Source organism: Aquabacterium lacunae (genome assembly GCF_004310865.1).
Classification (GTDB): domain Bacteria; phylum Pseudomonadota; class Gammaproteobacteria; order Burkholderiales; family Burkholderiaceae_C; genus Aquabacterium; species Aquabacterium lacunae.
This window is the reverse complement of sequence record NZ_SIXI01000002.1, coordinates 506,235-521,883: the sequence shown is the minus strand read 5'-3', so window position 1 is coordinate 521,883 and position 15,649 is coordinate 506,235. Positions and strand designations below refer to the sequence as shown.

The 15,649-nt window shown below is 62.3% G+C and carries 14 protein-coding genes and 1 pseudogene; 12 read left to right on the top strand and 3 right to left on the bottom strand.

Annotated features, from left to right (window positions below; all coding sequences use genetic code 11):
• Positions 1-11 precede the first annotated feature (11 nt).
• The 9 genes and pseudogenes from EYS42_RS06090 (at position 12) to EYS42_RS06050 (ending at position 9,577) form a co-directional block, all read left to right on the top strand.
• Positions 12-935, top strand: coding sequence for an SDR family oxidoreductase (locus tag EYS42_RS06090; protein WP_130966953.1), 924 nt, complete (start codon positions 12-14; stop codon positions 933-935).
• A 99-nt stretch (positions 936-1,034) separates the two neighbouring features.
• Positions 1,035-4,457: a type VI secretion system Vgr family protein gene (locus tag EYS42_RS06085; protein ID WP_130966952.1), complete on the top strand. Its 3,423-nt coding sequence runs from the start codon at positions 1,035-1,037 to the stop codon at positions 4,455-4,457.
• Positions 4,450-4,986 carry a hypothetical protein gene (locus EYS42_RS06080; protein WP_130966951.1) on the top strand — a complete coding sequence of 179 codons (537 nt, stop codon included), beginning with the start codon at positions 4,450-4,452 and terminating at the stop codon, positions 4,984-4,986. The genes EYS42_RS06085 and EYS42_RS06080 overlap by 8 nt, the downstream gene beginning before the upstream one ends.
• A 5-nt stretch (positions 4,987-4,991) precedes the next feature.
• Positions 4,992-6,680 carry a LysM peptidoglycan-binding domain-containing protein gene (locus EYS42_RS06075; RefSeq protein ID WP_130966950.1) on the top strand — a complete coding sequence of 563 codons (1,689 nt, stop codon included), beginning with the start codon at positions 4,992-4,994 and terminating at the stop codon, positions 6,678-6,680.
• A 16-nt stretch (positions 6,681-6,696) separates the two neighbouring features.
• Complete coding sequence (locus EYS42_RS06070; protein ID WP_130966949.1) at positions 6,697-7,284, top strand: hypothetical protein; 588 nt, start codon at positions 6,697-6,699, stop codon at positions 7,282-7,284.
• Between the two features lie 147 nt (positions 7,285-7,431).
• Positions 7,432-7,944 carry a hypothetical protein gene (locus EYS42_RS06065; protein WP_130966948.1) on the top strand — a complete coding sequence of 171 codons (513 nt, stop codon included), beginning with the start codon at positions 7,432-7,434 and terminating at the stop codon, positions 7,942-7,944.
• A gap of 211 nt (positions 7,945-8,155) precedes the next feature.
• Positions 8,156-8,323, top strand: a pseudogene (locus EYS42_RS06060) (IS5/IS1182 family transposase); the annotation flags it as partial.
• An 82-nt stretch (positions 8,324-8,405) separates the two neighbouring features.
• Positions 8,406-8,948: a hypothetical protein gene (locus tag EYS42_RS06055; RefSeq protein WP_130966947.1), complete on the top strand. Its 543-nt coding sequence runs from the start codon at positions 8,406-8,408 to the stop codon at positions 8,946-8,948.
• A complete protein-coding gene (locus EYS42_RS06050) occupies positions 8,945-9,577 on the top strand; it encodes a hypothetical protein (protein ID WP_130966946.1) in 633 nt (210 codons plus the stop codon). Before EYS42_RS06055 ends, EYS42_RS06050 begins: the two co-directional genes overlap by 4 nt.
• Positions 9,578-9,606: 29 nt before the next feature.
• Here the strand turns inward: EYS42_RS06050 and rapZ are convergent, their stop codons facing one another.
• Genes rapZ through EYS42_RS06035 form a run of 3 tightly spaced genes read right to left on the bottom strand, consistent with a single transcriptional unit; the run spans position 9,607 to position 13,141 of the window.
• Positions 9,607-10,506, bottom strand: a complete 900-nt coding sequence (rapZ, locus tag EYS42_RS06045) for an RNase adapter RapZ (RefSeq protein WP_130966945.1) — start codon at positions 10,504-10,506, stop codon at positions 9,607-9,609.
• Positions 10,503-12,251 carry a DNA repair protein RecN gene (recN, locus tag EYS42_RS06040; protein ID WP_207301116.1) on the bottom strand — a complete coding sequence of 583 codons (1,749 nt, stop codon included), beginning with the start codon at positions 12,249-12,251 and terminating at the stop codon, positions 10,503-10,505. The genes rapZ and recN overlap by 4 nt, the downstream gene beginning before the upstream one ends.
• On the bottom strand, positions 12,251-13,141 hold the full coding sequence (locus tag EYS42_RS06035) for an NAD kinase (protein WP_207301127.1): 891 nt from the start codon (positions 13,139-13,141) through the stop codon (positions 12,251-12,253). Before EYS42_RS06035 ends, recN begins: the two co-directional genes overlap by 1 nt.
• Positions 13,142-13,220: 79 nt before the next feature.
• Here EYS42_RS06035 and hrcA point away from each other — a divergent pair, with 79 nt between their 5' ends.
• From hrcA to EYS42_RS06020, 3 genes are read left to right on the top strand one after another with little or no spacing between them, the layout of a single operon-like run.
• A complete protein-coding gene (gene hrcA / locus EYS42_RS06030) occupies positions 13,221-14,240 on the top strand; it encodes a heat-inducible transcriptional repressor HrcA (RefSeq protein ID WP_130966942.1) in 1,020 nt (339 codons plus the stop codon).
• Between the two features lie 10 nt (positions 14,241-14,250).
• Positions 14,251-14,886, top strand: coding sequence for a glutathione S-transferase family protein (locus EYS42_RS06025; protein ID WP_130966941.1), 636 nt, complete (start codon positions 14,251-14,253; stop codon positions 14,884-14,886).
• 13 nt (positions 14,887-14,899) lie between these two features.
• Positions 14,900-15,586, top strand: a complete 687-nt coding sequence (locus EYS42_RS06020; RefSeq protein WP_130966940.1) for a glutathione S-transferase family protein — start codon at positions 14,900-14,902, stop codon at positions 15,584-15,586.
• The last annotated feature ends 63 nt before the right edge of the window (positions 15,587-15,649 follow it).

The window sequence follows — 15,649 nt, the reverse complement described above, 5'->3', positions numbered from 1 at the left end:
GGAGAACAGCGATGCAAGGCATTGAACTGGGCCGTGGACACACGGCCGTGATCACCGGGGCGGGCAGCGGCTTCGGTCTTGAACTGGCCCGCCTGGGCGCGCAGCGTGGCCTGAACCTGGTGCTGACCGATGTGCAGGCCGACGCACTCGACGCCGCGGTGGTCGAGCTGAAAGGGCACGGCGCCAAGGTGGCGGCTCTGCGCGGCGACGTGTCACGCAGCGAAGACGTGCAGGCCCTGGCCGACCTGTGTATGGAGCGCTTCGGCGCACCGCACCTGGTGGTCAACAACGCCGGCGTGGGCGCCGGTGGCCTGATCTGGGAACACACCCAGAAAGACTGGGAATGGGTGCTGGGCGTGAACCTCATGGGGGTGGCCCATGGCGTGCGCATCTTCACGCCCCTGATGCTGGCCGCGGCCCAGGCCGACCCGCAATGGCGAGGCCACATCGTGAACGTGGCCTCGATGGCGGGCCTGCTCAACGCGCCCAACATGGGTGTGTACAACGTGACCAAGCACGCTGTGGTCAGCCTGTCGGAAACGCTTTACCAGGATCTGGTGCTGGTGTCCGACCAGGTGCGCGCCTCGGTGCTGTGCCCGTACTTCGTGCCCACCGGCATCAGCCAGTCGCACCGCAACCGCCCCGACGACATGAAGGGCGACACGCGTGTCACCCCCAGCCAGATGATCGCGCAGGCCATGGTGAACAAGGCCGTGAGCTCGGGCAAGGTCACGGCCGCCGATGTGGCCCGCATCGTGTACGAGGGCGTGGCCCAGGGCCAGTTCTACCTGTACACCCACCCGCAGGCCCTGGGCATGGTGCAGACCCGCCTGGAAGATGTGGTGCAGGCCCGCAACCCCACCGACCCCTTCGCAGGCAAGCCCGAGATCGGCGAGCAGCTCAAGACGGCACTGCGTCAGGCCCTCAAAGCCTGATTAACAACTTGTTTCAGCATCCCCAGCAATGGGGGCCGAGGCCAGCGAGCCAACTCCCTATGATGCGGTCTTCCAATCAAAGACTCACTCAGGGACCACATGGCATCTTCCATGGTGTCAGGCACGCTGGCCACGGCGCTGTCTCAGGCAGTGCCACAGGCCATCGAGGCCTTGCTGCAGCAATGGCATTCGCACACGCGGCTGTACACGCTCGAAACGTTCGACACGCCGGGGCAGTCCGCAGGCCCCCTGGCTGACTTGATGGTCGAAGGCTTTGTGCTGGTCGATGACCTCTCGCAGCCTTACACCCTGCACCTGCACACCCTGAGCCGTGATGCGGCCTTGCCGCTCGAAGCCCTGTATGCGCGACCCGTCACCCTGGTCACGCGCCTGGCCGACGGCAGCGACACCCGCCGCAGCGGTTATGTCACCGAAGCCATCGCGCAAGAATCAGACGGCGGCTTTGCCCGCTACACCCTGGTGGTGCGCCCCTGGGTGGCCCTGCTGGCGCACACCCGCTGCAGCCGCACCTGGCAAGACCTCAGCCTGATCGACATCGTTGACGACGTGCTGGCCGACCACGCCGGCATTGCTGCATGGCGCTGGGACGACGACGTGCCCCAGCATGTGGCCCAAGGCCTGTTTGCGCGCAACCAGGGCCAACGCGCCCACTGCACGCAATACCGCGAGTCTGACTTCGATTTCATCCAGCGCCTGCTGGCCGAAGAAGGCATTGGCTGGCGCGTGGAAGAAGACGCCAGCGCACCGGGTGGCCACCGGATGGTGTTCTTCGTCAGCAGCCGCCAGCAACCCCAAGACGACAGCAGCCAGGCGCAAGGCGGCATCCGCTTTCACCGCGCCAGCAGCCAGGAAATCGACGACGCCATCCAGGCCCTGGGCAGCTGGCGCGAGATGCAGGCCATCCACACCACCGTGCTGGGCTGGGACTACAAGGCCCATGCCGCCATCACGGCCGATGCGCCCAGTGCCGTCAGCTGGGGTGGGCCCGAGGCCCAGTCGCTGCAGACGTGGCTGAGCAGCTACGACCCCACAGGCTGCTTCCTGTTCAGCAACACTGACGAAGCCCGCTTTGCCGCCACCCGCCTGCAAGAAGCCCGCGAAGCCCGCCTCAAGACCTGGCTGGGCCGCGGCACGGTGCGCACCCTGCGACCGGGCCGCTGGTGCAGCGTCACCCAAAGCACGCTGGACACCCTGCAGGCTTTCGAGGCCTTGCAGAAAGCCCTGGCCGAAGACGCCGCCGCCGAAGGCGCGGCCACACAAGGCAGCGGCGAGCGCGAGTTCTTCTGCACGCATGTGCACAGCGTGGGCATCAACAACCTGCCGCGTGAGCTGAACGAGCACCTGGCCCGCCACCTGGGCGCCGACATCCAGGCCGTGCTGCACGACACCTTCGAGGCCGTGCAACACCAGCGCGCCACGCCTGACCTGGCCCTGCCGCAACTGGTGCAGCAGGCCGAGCGCAGCGGCTTTGCCATGCAGTTCCAGGCCGTGCGCCGCAACGTGCCCTGGCGCCCTGTGCTGCTGGACGAAACCGGCTGGCGCCTGCGCCCTCGGCCCACGGCCCCGGGCCCCCAAACCGCCATCGTGGTCGGGCCTGATGGCAGCACCCAGGCCCAAGGCGAGCAAGAGCTGTACACCGACGCCCTGGGCCGCATCAAGGTGCAGTTCCACTGGCAGGCGGCTGCCCATGCCCCGCAACGCGCCAACACCGCGCACAGCTGCTGGCTGCGCGTGGCGCAACGCTCGGCCGGTGCCGGCATGGGCCAGGTGCACCTGCCACGCATCGGGCAGGAAGTGCTGGTGGGCTTCCTGGGCCAGGACATCGACCGCCCCGTGGTGGTGGGCAGCCTGTACAACGGCCGCGGCGAAAGCGGCGTGCCCCGCACCCCTGGCGGTGAGCCCGCCAGCCCCGAACGCAGCGCCCTGGCCGCATCCACCGACCACCAGCCGGCCAGCCAGCTGAACCTGGTGGGCTCAGGCAGCGGCGGCAACAGCCCCGCCTGGCACGGCGCCGCCGCGGGCGAAGCCGCCCTTGAGCATCCCGCCCAGAACAACGCCGCAGCCCTGAGCGGCGTCAAGAGCAAAGAGTTTGGCGGCACCGGCCACAACCAGCTGGTGTTTGACGACACCCCTGCCCAGCAGCGCCTGCAACTGCACACCACCCAGGCCCAGACCTGGCTGCAAATGGGCCACCTGCTGCACCAGGCCGACAACCACCGCGGCAGCTTCCGTGGCGAAGGCTTCGAGCTGCGTACCGACGCCTGGGGCGCCGTGCGCGCCGCACAAGGCCTGCTGCTGAGCACCTACGCCTTGCGCAACGGCCCGGGCCAGACGCCCGAACCCGCGGGCGACAACGCGCCCGGCCTGGCCTTGGCCCGCCAGGCGCAGCAACTGGCCGCGGCCTTTCAGCAGGCGGCGCGCACCCACCAGACCGTGGGCCTGGCCAGCGCGGCCGGCAGCAGCCGCGCTGGCCAATGCAGCCTGAGCGAACAGCGTGCCCCGGCCGAGGCGCTGAGCCACAGCCTGGCCGGCATGGTGAACGCCAGCAGCCTGCCCGAAGCCTGCACCGACGCCGCCAGCCAAGCCACCGCCACCACGCCCGGCAAGGTGCCCCACATGGCTCACCCCCATGTGGCCCTGGTGGGCAAAGCCGGCGTGGGCCTGAGCGCCGGGCAAGACCTGCACATCAGCAGCCAGGACACCACCGTGGTGGCCAGCGGCCAGGACACCCACTGGGCCGTGGGCGGCCAGGCCCGCGTGCACACCGCGCAAGCCATTGGCCTGCTGGCCGGTGCCATGCAGCCGGGCGACCAGGCCGCAGGCAAGGGCCTGAGCCTGATCGCCGCCCAAGGCCCCATTGACCTTCAAGCCCAGGCCGGCCCTGCCCAGGTGGCCGCCAAAGGCACGCTGGAGATCAAGACCGCCAACGGCGTGGTGAACATTGCCGCCGCCAAGAAAGTGGTGCTGGCCGTGAGCGGTGGCGCCAGCATCACGATCGAGGGTGGGAGCTTCACGGCGCAGTGCCCGGGGAAGATCACGGTGAAGGCGGGGAAGAAGTCGATGGTGGGGGGCGGCAGCATGGGCCATGTATTCCCGAACTTCGAGCCCGTGGGCTTTGGCGTGCACCACAGCCTCAGATTTGCGCCTGCCGGCTCCGACGCCATGGCTGAAGACCTTGGCTGGGTTGGCAAGGCCTTCTCCATCAAGGACGAAGCCGGAAAGATTCTGGCCAGTGGGGTCGTGGGGCCAGACGGCAGACTGCCCCGCGTTGAAACATCGGGTGCAGAGAAGCTGACACTCACGATTGGCTCGAATCGAGTGCAAGTCACCGAGATTCTCAAACCTTCAGCGGACGATGAGTTCTTGGATGAACTCCACACCTCGGCTGAACACGATCCTTACCTCGAAAAGCTGACCGCCTCAGATCCTGTCGAGGGAGATTTTCTTGCCCCTGCCATCCTCGCGAAGATCATGGGACGCCCTGGAGACGTTGATGAATAAGTGCCTTCTGCCATGGGCTGCAGTGCTCGCTGTCGCTTTGATGGGCTCTGCCGTTTGGGCCCAGCCCGTGCCCTACACGCCCGGTCGCTACAGTTGGAAAGTGGACGACGGTGAGATCCAGTTGATCGCTGCACGGTACACCAATCGGAACAGTTTCGACGAGCGCGCCTACACCTTCTACTTTGAGCCGACAGACAAGAAGCACCTGTATGTCATCCCGCTCAACGGTGCCAAGCCGGGAGAAACGGTGCTGACGACGTCCTCCGCATCGGGCGGGGAGTGGCTGTTTTCGGACTTGGCCGTACAACGTCAGGGCAATGCATTGTATTTGATCAAGGTACGCCAAGACACAAAGAATGGCTGGGCTGAGCCGGGCGATCTGACGGTCGAGCGCTACGTGCTCAAAAAAGGTGATGAAGAAGAGTTTCCTTACCAGTTCATCCAGAAGGGAAAAAAAACCACGCCTTCTGCGCCGCGTATCAGCGTTGACGAAGAACTTCGGAAACAACTCAAAAACCTGCCTCGGTGACCTCCATGGCAAGATTTGTTGCAGCTTCTTTTGACAGGCCAACGCTCACTGTCGATTATTTGGCAGATGACGGCAGCCATTTTCTGCGCTCAGGGGGTACGATCGCCTGGCGATTCAATAACCCCGGGAACATTCGTCCTGCTCCGACCAACGCGAGCTTGCGCATCGGTACGGGCAAGACCGCCAGTGGCGAGTTCTGCATTTTTCCCAGCTATGAGATTGGACGAAGAGCCAAAAAAGAGCTCTTGCGACGCAAATACAATGCGTACACGATCCCCGAGGCCATGGAGATCTATGCGCCGCGCTCTGAAAATGACACCGATGCCTACATCGAGCACATTGTCAAAAAAACGGGGCTGCCTCGTGACAAAGCGCTGAGCAGCTTCAGCGACCAGCAGCTTGACGCCATGATGCGCGCCATGGAGTCCAGAGAGGGCTTCAATGCCAAGGCCGACACACGGAAAGAAAAATGGGTTCACGCCACGCAGCTCACCTTGTCTGACGGCGCGCGACCGATTGCTGGCGAAGACGTGAAGGTTGATTACTCTGGCAAAGAGTATGTGGTGAGAACCAATGGCCAGGGTGCCATACCGCCCATTGTTCACTTGTCGGAAAACGTATCGGTTGAGATTTCTCTCAAGAATCTCAGCGGCATTTGGGAGTGTGTCTACGAATTCGTGACTGGCAAGGCATCCCGGCAGCTGCTGGCCACTGTGGATCAGCAGAGGTACCACGGCACTGCGAGGATGAGCAGCCAGGAGGCCAAGCCAAAATCGGCGGCTGACCAGAAGCCCTTGGTCTATGTGGTCCAAAGCGGTGACAACCTGACCAAGATCGCCCAGAAGTTCAAAACCACAGTCGCTGAGCTCAGGAAGAACAACCAGGGTATCGTCAAAGGAAGCCTGATTTTTCCTGGGCAGAAGATCAATGTCTATGGGCCTGCGGGTGCGAAAGCGGCTTCTGCGGTAACTTCAAGTGAAGTGGCCAAGGTGCGGCCGAAAGCTGCGGAGCCAACAAAGCCTGTGGTGAGTGGCAAAGGTCAACCGCTGGCGCTGGTGGACCCTGCTCAGCGGAGAGCGCCCTGGATGGAGGTGGCGATTCGTGAAGCTAAGCAGTGGGCTGGATACCATGAATCGAAGAAGGCGTCAGATACAAAAAACAAAAAAGGTGCGGGGTCAAAGGGGGTAATTTCAGACAATTATCACAAAGAAGTTGGCGTTGTTGTGGGGGAGCGTACTCCCACAATGGAAACAGCGTGGTGCGCATCGTTTGTGAATTATTGTCTCAAGGAACGTGGCTTCTCCTTTACTCGGGATCCGAATTCTCAGTTCGCGGCAAGAAGTAAAAAATTCATCAAGATCGGTGCTCCAATATACGGGGCAATTGTGGTTTATAAGCATACCAATCCTGATTATGGGAATGGACACACAGCCTTTATACTTTCGAGTCTTGGGGGTGGGGACTATGCTGTGCTGGGGGGGAATCAAGGCGAAAGCATTACTTTAAACTCTCATTTGAGAGCCTACATGGGAGCTCTTGGGTGTAAATTGGTGGGTTTTTTTGTGCCTATAGAGTATGCGCAAGTATCCTCCGATATTTTGTCGTCTGGCGGTGATCTTGTTGAGGTTAGAAAGATGGCTGACTTGAAGAGTTTTATTGGGGATGGTACTGGTGATGAAACAAAGACTACCTAGTTTGTTTAAATTTTCCATGTCTTTTCGATTTTTTATTCCATTGGTTTTTTGTTTTCTGGCTCACGGTGTTTTGGCTAAATCCTTGGGTCGAGTCGAATATATAGATGGAATGGATTTTCGCAAGGTTCTCGATGCATTTTCGTCCAGCGTTTGTGATTCTGATAGATTCTTGAGTGTGTCTAAGGCGCTTGGGTTTTTGCCTACTTGGCGTCAATTTGATGATGACCCAGTCAATGGAGAAAGTCCTTTGTCCGATCTTGATAGCGATTCTCTATGCTTGATCTCTTTGAGTTCGTCGTTTAAAGCGTATCGAGTTAGTCGCAACCAAGATGGCTCTCATCGCTCGGCAGTAGTAGGACGTGGAGATGTTTTTCCAAATGGTGCTAGGGTCAACAGACTATACTTTTCATTGCCGAAATCTCCAGTTACGGAAAAGTGCATCACCTTTGGAGGGCCGCTCGTTCCCTACGTGATCATCATCGAGAAGAAAAACGGCAAGCTCGTCCGCCGAATCGATCGAACAGATGCCGACGAAGACTGCTTCATCGCCGCCCTCAAGAAAAAAGGCGCGATCCCCAGCAAGATGCCCGTTTCGCACAAGTGATCCGGCCGCTCATCCCGAGTGTTCCCTCTGTGTGTGCGGACAGGTCGGAGGATCTTGGGGTCTTGCTGAATTGGATGTTGTGGCGCTTAATCGGGATATTGCTGGTAATTTGGCTTACAAGCGTAAGGCTCTCGCAAAGGATCGGTAATGGCGGATCTTTTTCGTTCGTTCATTATTTTGTTTTTTCTTGTCTCTTGCAGTCACGCTCTGGCTGGCGTGAAAGGGTATAAGGTTGTTTTTCTTGATTTGACATCTGATCAGCAATTCAAGATGCTTTTCTCGAAGTACCGTTCATCACTTGATGCTTCCAGTGTCTCGAGCTGTTGGGATGATCGAAGGGGTGATTGGATTGATGTGGCTTATTTCAAGACGCAACCGATCAAGATTTCCCGCGAAAAGTTGAATTTGCTCTCGAAGGGGGATGCGGTTGCTGCCAAAGACTTTTCAAAGTCCATGGTGATATATCAAGATGAACAAATATCATCTGGTTTTGATGGGGCGTATCTTGTGAGGGCTGAAAAGAATGGATTTGCCATCCGTGGTATTTCAATGGGCGCAGTTTTTTCTAAATATTTCCCCGTGCGTAAAAATTCATTGAATTCCTTGGATTTCGCGCTCTGTTCGGCGGCCTCGGTATTTGATGCTCATTTCTCTCCATGAGTCATGATTGGCTAAGGAAGGTCTGCACAAATGACCACTGAAGGTGGCAGGTAAGCCCGATATGGCGCTGTCGACCGTAAACGAGCCCGTGCTTGCGTCTTTGTGGGGGTTTTCGAGGCTCTATCAGGCTGCTGAAACACCCAACAATTCCACACCCCATTGGCGTGATGCGTTACCAGCGTAGCACCTCAGCGACCTGAAGCGACACCCCATGCGCGGCGCCGACACCTCCACCGACGGCCTGTTCACCTTCAAGAAGCTCGACGACTTAGTGCCATCCAATCACCCGTTGCGGGTCATCCGCACGATGGTCAACAAGGCACTGGCCGAGATGGGCGAACTGCTTGCCCAGATGTACGAGGACGACACTAAGGAGGGGTAGCGCTCATTTGTGCAGACCCTCCCTAGGCTGACACCCCTTCAGGTTGTATTTATCGCGAGGAAATAAGGAAAGGCAAGGCTTGTTGCACCGATATCTTGTTTTTGTTTTGTTGTGTGCTGATTTGATGCTCTCTGGGAGTGCATTCGCGGGCTCTCGTGAAGGCTATGTTGTGCTTGTCACAGACATGGATGGCGCGACAAAGCCGCAGTCAAGGAAATTGATCGAGGACTATTTTCACGGGCGCCTCCCCAAGGATTTATATCTGTGCGGTGAACCGTCGATTGGTCGTTTTGAATTGGCATATTTGCGTAAGCGTCCCAGCACCATCACGCCGACCTTGATGCTTTCCGCTGTCAGTGGTGACAAGGCCAGTCTTGTGAAAGTGCAGCGAATCATGGGCAATTATCGTGATTCCGATCTCAGTAACGGGTTCGATTTTTCTTTGGCTTATCGCCTTGTTGGCGGCGATCTGGAATTGTTCGCCATATCGTCAGTTCCGGGTGTCAAGGTGGCCTCCAGCCAGCTCAAGTTCGAAAGCGTCTCACGTGCGGCCATGCAGCAAGGCTTGGCAAGTGCCGTGTGTGACCTGACCTCAGTGATGCCTTACGCATTTGCACCATGATTCGTACAAAGTGTCATGCCCGGATTTTGTCACGCCATGGGTTGAATAGGTTTTTTCTAGGGGTTGGCTTCACGGTGCTTGCAAATTCTGCATTTGGCGAGCCTGTATCGCCGGCTAAATTCATCAATAACGGCGAGTTCGAGGTGATGAAAGATATTTTCTCCCAGCGTATTTGTGACATTCAAAAGTTCATGGAAAGTTCAAGAGCGCTGGGCCTGCAGCCTACATGGCGTGTTTTTGATGATGACCCAAGTGAGCCTGAGTTGCAGTTGAGTAACCTGGATTCAGAATCCTTGTGCTTGATCGCAATGAGCTCTTCTTTTCAGGCATATCGCCATAAGCCGCCTAACAAAGACGGCATTGTTTATCCGGAAAAAATCGGTCCTAAAGATATTTTTCCGAAGGGCGCGAATGTGAGTGAATTGATTTTTACTTTGCCGAAATCACTCGCGCCCCCCAAATGCGTTAATTTTGAAGGCGCTACGGCTCCTTACGCAATTTCCTTCGAGAAGAAGGCAGGCAAGTTGGTGCGCAGAATCGATGCTCTGGATGCGGAGGAAGCTTGCTTCATCGCCGCCCTCAAGAAAAAAGGCGCGATCCCCAGCAAACTGCCCGTCGTGCACAAGTGAAGCGGCCGCTCATCCCAAGCAGCCCCCCCTCACTTCCCATCCTGCTCCCGGTGCCGCGTCAGCACCACGGCTCTTCCCTTGAAGCGCTCTTTCAGCTGCTCCACGCAGTACACCGAGCGGTGTTGCCCGCCAGTGCAGCCAATGGCCACGGTCACGTAGCTGCGCTGGTCGTTTTCGAGCGAGGGCAGCCAGCGTGACAAAAAGGCCTCGATCTGGGCAATCAGTTCGCCTGATTCGGGCTGCTGGCGCAGGTAGTCGGCCACGGGGGCGTCTTTGCCGGTCTGGGGCCGCAACTCTTTGATGTAGTAGGGGTTGGGCAGCATGCGCACGTCGAACACGAAGTCGGCGTCGAGGGGCACGCCATGCTTGAAGGCGAACGATTGGAACACCACGGTCAGGCGCGAGGGCTGGGCCTGCACCAGGTGGCGCACCCAGGTGCGCAGCTGGGCAGGGCGCAGCAGGCTGGTGTCGATCACGGCCGAGCGTTCACGCAGGGGCTCGACCAGTTCGCGCTCCTGGCGAATGGTTTCCAGCAGGGCCTGGTGGTCGGCGTCTTCGGCAGCTTCGGTCACGGCCTGCGCGCCTTTGTGGCGCATCAGTGGGTGGGGCCGGCGGGTTTCTGAAAAGCGGCGCACCAGGGTGTCGTCGCTGGCATCCAGAAAAATGGGGCGCACGGCCTGGCCGTCGGCTCGCAGCTGGTCGAGCAGGGGCAGCACCTGGTGCAGCGAGGTGGCGCTGCGTGCATCGACCGACACGGCCAGCAGGCGCTGCTGGTCGGCTGGGCGCTGTTGCTCCAGGCTCAGCAGCTGGGGCAGCAGTTCAGGCGGCAGGTTGTCGACGCAGTAGTAGCCAGCGTCTTCCAGCGTGTTCAGGGCCACGCCTTTGCCCGAGCCGGACATGCCGGTCAGCACCACGATGCGCGCGCTCATGCGGCCTCCTGGCGGGTGGTGGCGGCTTTGCGGGGTTTGGCTTTGGCCCCGCCGGTGTCTGCCGGGCTTGCCGCATGGGCTGTGGTCAGCATGGCCTGCGCATGGGCGCGGCTGGTGTCGGTGATCTGGCCGCCCAGCATGCGCGCCACTTCGTGCACGCGGGGTTCGCCCTCCACGGGGCGGATGTCGCTGGTGGTCTGGCCGCCTTGCAGGGCCTTGCTCACCACCAGGTGCTGGTGGGCGCTGGCGGCCACCTGGGCCAGGTGGGTCACGGCCAGCACCTGGCGGCCTTCGCCCAGCTGCTGCATCAGGCGCCCCACGGTGTCGGCCACCTGGCCGCCCACGCCCGAGTCGATCTCGTCAAAGATCAGGGTGCCCACCTGGGTGTCGCTGCCTTCGCGGCGCGAGGTGGTCACGGCAATGGCCAGGGCCAGGCGCGACAGTTCACCGCCCGAGGCCACCTTGGCCAGTGGGCGCGGTGTGCTGCCCGCGTGGCCGGCCACCAGAAACTCGATGGCTTCCAGGCCATGGGCTTGCGGCTCGGGCAGTTCGGTGAAGCCCACGTCGAAGCGGCCACCGGCCATGCCCAGTTGCTGCATGGCTTCCGTCACGTCGCGGGCCAGGCGCGGTGCCACCTGTTTGCGCAGGCCGGAGGCCGCACGGGCCACTTTCTGCCAGGCGGCGTCGGCCTGTTGCGCGGCCTTTTCCAGACCGGCCAGGTCGGTGGCGGCGTCGAGTTCGGCCAGCTCCTGTTTCCAGCCTTGCCACAGGGCGTGCAGCTCTTCGGGCGGGCGGCGGTAGCGGCGGGCCAGGCCCAGCCAGCTGGCCATGCGCTGGTCGATCTCGTTCAGGCGTTCCGGGTCCAGCTCGGTGTGGCGCAGGGCCGCGTTCAGGCTGTGGGCCGCGTCTTGCAGCTGGGCCTGGGCGCTGCGCAGCACCTCCAGGGCGTTGCCCAGGTGGGCTTCCACGTGGGCCACGTCTTCCAGGGCGCTCACGGCGCGGCTGGTCAGTGCGTCGGCGTTGTCATCGGCTTCCGACACCAGGTTCAGCGCCAGCTGGGCGGCATCGAGAATGGCCTGGCCATGCGCCAGGCGCTGGTGCTCGGCGTTCAGTTCCGGCCATTCGTCGGCGCCCGGGTTCAGCTTGTCGACCTCGCCCAGTTGCCACTGCAGGCGTTCGCGTTCGCGGTCGAGGTCGGCCTGGCGGGCGCGGGCGTCATCGAGGCGCTTGCGGGCATCGCGGCGCTGGGCCCAGGCAGCTTGCAGGGCGGCGGTGTCCACACCGGCCTGGGCGTCGACCAGGGCACGCACCGAATCGGCGCGGGTCAGGCTTTGCCAGGCGTGCTGGCCGTGGATGTCGACCAGGTGCTCGCCCAGTTCACGCAACTGGGCCACGGTGGCGGGGCTGCCGTTCACCCAGGCGCGGCTTTTGCCCTGGGCGTCGACCACACGGCGCAGCAGCAGGGGGGCGCCGGGTTCGGCGTCGAAGCCGGCTTCCTGCAGCCAGGGGTTCAGGCGCTGGGCGAGGGCCGGGGCCAGGTCGAATTCGGCGGTGATGTCGGCGCGGGCCGCGCCTTCGCGCACCACGCCTGCATCACCCCGGCTGCCCAGGGCCAGTTGCAGGGCATCGATCAGGATGGATTTGCCGGCACCGGTTTCGCCGGTGAGGGCCGTGAAGCCGGTGCCCAAGTCCACTTCCAGGGCCGTGACGATCACGAAGTCCCGCAGGGTCAGGCGGCGCAGCATCAACTCACTCCTTCATTCCAGCGCAGTTTGCGACGCAGGGTCGCGAAGTAGTTCCAGCCCTTGGGGTGCAGGAAGCGCACCCGGTGGTCAGACCGGCGGATGGTGACCCGGTCGCCCGGCAGCAGGCTGGCCAGCGATTGCATGTCGAAATTCATGGATGCGTCTTTGGCGGCCACGATTTCGATGGTGATGGTGTCGCGGTCAGAGACCACGATGGGCCGGTTCGACAGCGTGTGCGAGGCAATGGGCACCAGGGCCCAGCCGCCCAGCCCGGGCTGCAGGATGGGGCCGCCGGCCGACATGGCGTAGGCGGTGGAACCCGTGGGCGAGCACACGATCAGGCCGTCGGCCCGGTAGTTGGCCACGAACTGGCCTTCGATTTCGGCGCGCAACTCAACCATCGAGGCCGTGGCCCCGCGGCTGACCACCACTTCATTGATGGCGAAATCTTCGTAGATGGTTTCGATGCCGCCGTCTCGTGTGGGGCGCAGCACGGCGCCTTGCAGCATGGCGCGGTGCTCTTCTTCGTACTGCCCGCTCAGGATCAGGGGCAGGGCGGTGGGCATGTCTTTTTGCTGGATGTCGGTGATGAACCCCAGCCGCCCCTGGTTGATGCCCACCAGCGGCACGTTGAAGGGCGCCAGTTCACGCGCCACGGCCAGCATGGTGCCGTCACCGCCCAGTACCACCGCCACGTCGCATTCGCGGCCGATCTGGGCCAGCGTGAGCGCGGGGTAGTCGGTCATGCCCGTGTTGTGCGCGGTTTCCATTTCGAGGGAGACCTCGCAGCCTGCGCGGGCCAGGATGTGGGCCACGTCTTCCAGCACAGGCCGGATGCCCCGGGCGTGGTACTTGCCGACCAGGGCGGCGTGTTTGAAGCGGCAGGGCAGGTGGGGCATGCGTGGAATTACACCACACGCACATGTCCCTCCTGTGGCGGTTGACGCTTCGTTCTAGAATGAAATCGCCATGCTGGATGACCGAGCCAAGATCCTCTTGAAAGCGCTGGTCGAGCGCTACATCGCCGACGGGCAACCCGTGGGTTCGCGCACCTTGTCGAAGGCGTCCGGCCTTGACCTGTCGGCCGCCACCATCCGCAATGTGATGGCCGATCTGGAAGAGCTGGGCCTGATCGTCAGCCCCCACACCTCGGCCGGGCGTGTGCCCACGGCGCGGGGCTACCGGCTGTTCGTGGACACCATGCTGACCACGCGCCCGCAAAGCCTGGACGAACTCGCCCAGCGCACACGCGACCAGCTCATGCCCGACCAGCCGCAGCGCGTGATCACCAATGCGGCCAACCTGCTGTCCAGCCTGTCGCAGTTCGTGGGCGTGGTCACGGCGCCGCGCAAGCCCACGGTGTTCCGGCACGTGGAATTCTTGCGCCTGGGCGAAAAGCGCGTGCTGGTGATCCTGGTCTCGCCCGATGGCGATGTGCAGAACCGGGTGATCTTCACGCCCGACGACTATCAGCAGGCCCAGCTGATCGAGGCCAGCAACATCCTCAACACGCACTACTCGGGCCTGACCATCGAAGAGATGCGCGAGCGCCTGCGTTCCGAGGTGGACCAGTTGCGCGCCGACATGGCCACGCTGATGAGCGCGGCCGTGCAGGCCGGCAGCGATGCCGAGGCGGCGGCCACCGATCAGGTGGTGGTGGCGGGCGAGCGCAACCTGCTGACGGTGCAGGATTTCTCGCAAGACATGGGCTCGCTGCGCCGCATGTTCGATCTGTTCGAGCAGAAGACGCAGCTGATGCGCCTGCTTGACACCTCCAGCCGCGCCGAAGGCGTGCGCATCTACATTGGCGGTGAAAGCCAGGTGGTGCCTTACGAAGAGCTGTCGGTGGTGTCGGCGCCCTATGAGATCGACGGGCAGGTGGTCGGCACGCTGGGCGTGATCGGGCCCACCCGCATGGCCTACGACCGCATGATCGAGATCGTCGACATCACCTCGCGGCTGGTCACCAATGTGCTCAGCCAGAAATGATCGGAAGCCCATGACCATCACCCTGTACGACTGCAGCACCGCCCCCAGCCCGCGCCGCGCCCGCATCCTGCTGGCCGAAAAGGGCATCGCCCACCAGACGGTGCAGGTGGACCTGGCCCGCGGCGAGCAACTGGGCGAGGCCTTCAAGGCCGTGAACCCGCAGTGCACCGTGCCCGCCCTGGTGCTGGACGACGGCACCGTGCTGCCGGACAACGCTGCCATCTGGGCCTGGGCCGAAGCCGTGCAGCCCGAGCCGCCGCTGCTGGGCCGCACCCCGGTGGAAAAGGCCCTGGTGGCCAGCTGGAACGCGCGCATCGAGTTCGAAGGCTTTCTGGCCGTGGCCGAAGCCTTTCGCAACACCAGCCCGGCCATGAAAGACCGCGCCCTGACCGGTGCCGCCGCCGTGCCGCAGATTGCTGAGCTGGGCGCCCGTGGCCTGGCCCGCGCGCAGCGCTTTTTCGACATGCTGGATGCGCACCTGGCGGGCCGTGCGTTCATCGCGGCCGACCATTTCACCCTGGCCGACATCTCGGCGGTGGTGGTGGTCGATTTCGCGCGCATCATCAAGTTCAAGCCGGGTGAGCAGCACCCGCACCTGAGCCGCTGGCGTGCGGCGCTGGCCGACCGCCCCAGCCTCAAAGCCTGAAGGAATGTCTGACATGATCGACCTGTACACCGCTTCCACCCCCAATGGCCACAAGGTGTCGGTCGCTCTGGAAGAGCTGGGACTGCCCTACACGGTGCACGCCATCGACCTGGCCGCCAAGGTGCAGAAGGAGCCCTGGTTCCTGGCGCTCAACCCCAATGGCCGCATCCCGGTCATCGTCGACCGCGAGATGGATGATTTCGCGGTGTTCGAATCGGGCGCCATTTTGGTGTACCTGGCCGAGAAGACCGGCCGCCTCATGCCCACCGACGTGAAAGGCCGCTCGCAGGTGATGCAGTGGCTGATGTTCCAGATGGGCGGCGTGGGCCCCATGATGGGCCAGGCCAATGTGTTCTACCGCTACTTCCCCGAGAAGATTCCCCCGGCCATCGAGCGCTACCAGAACGAAAGCCGCCGCCTGTTCGAGGTGCTCGACAGCCAGCTGGCCCGCACCGAATGGCTGGCCGGTGGTGAATATTCCATCGCCGACATCGCCAACTGGTGCTGGGTGCGCACGCACCGCTGGTCAGGGGTGAGCACCGAGGGCCTGACCCATTTGCAGCGCTGGCTGGATGCCATGAAGGCGCGCCCGGCGTGTCAGCGTGGCGTCGAGATCCCGGTGAAGGTGGAAAGCCTGGTCGATGACAAGAAGGGCTCGCAGGCCTTCATCGAGCAGGCTCGCGGAATGGTGCAGCGCTGAGCCTGGCGGCTTCACCTTAGGGATGGGCCGGTCTCAAGGCCCTGACCACAATGTGCGCGAACC

Bases quoted from the DNA above. Each gene is read 5' to 3' on its own strand.
- hrcA (WP_130966942.1), top strand. From the start codon at position 13,221: ATGCTGGATGACCGAGCCAAGATCCTCTTGAAAGCGCTGGTCGAGCGC.
- EYS42_RS06090 (WP_130966953.1), top strand. From the start codon at position 12: ATGCAAGGCATTGAACTGGGCCGTGGACACACGGCCGTGATCACCGGG.
- EYS42_RS06075 (WP_130966950.1), top strand. From the start codon at position 4,992: ATGGCAAGATTTGTTGCAGCTTCTTTTGACAGGCCAACGCTCACTGTC.
- EYS42_RS06025 (WP_130966941.1), top strand. From the start codon at position 14,251: ATGACCATCACCCTGTACGACTGCAGCACCGCCCCCAGCCCGCGCCGC.
- recN (WP_207301116.1), bottom strand. From the start codon at position 12,251: ATGCTGCGCCGCCTGACCCTGCGGGACTTCGTGATCGTCACGGCCCTG.
- EYS42_RS06070 (WP_130966949.1), top strand. From the start codon at position 6,697: ATGTCTTTTCGATTTTTTATTCCATTGGTTTTTTGTTTTCTGGCTCAC.
- EYS42_RS06065 (WP_130966948.1), top strand. From the start codon at position 7,432: ATGGCGGATCTTTTTCGTTCGTTCATTATTTTGTTTTTTCTTGTCTCT.
- EYS42_RS06080 (WP_130966951.1), top strand. From the start codon at position 4,450: ATGAATAAGTGCCTTCTGCCATGGGCTGCAGTGCTCGCTGTCGCTTTG.
- EYS42_RS06085 (WP_130966952.1), top strand. From the start codon at position 1,035: ATGGCATCTTCCATGGTGTCAGGCACGCTGGCCACGGCGCTGTCTCAG.
- EYS42_RS06020 (WP_130966940.1), top strand. From the start codon at position 14,900: ATGATCGACCTGTACACCGCTTCCACCCCCAATGGCCACAAGGTGTCG.
- EYS42_RS06050 (WP_130966946.1), top strand. From the start codon at position 8,945: ATGATTCGTACAAAGTGTCATGCCCGGATTTTGTCACGCCATGGGTTG.
- rapZ (WP_130966945.1), bottom strand. From the start codon at position 10,506: ATGAGCGCGCGCATCGTGGTGCTGACCGGCATGTCCGGCTCGGGCAAA.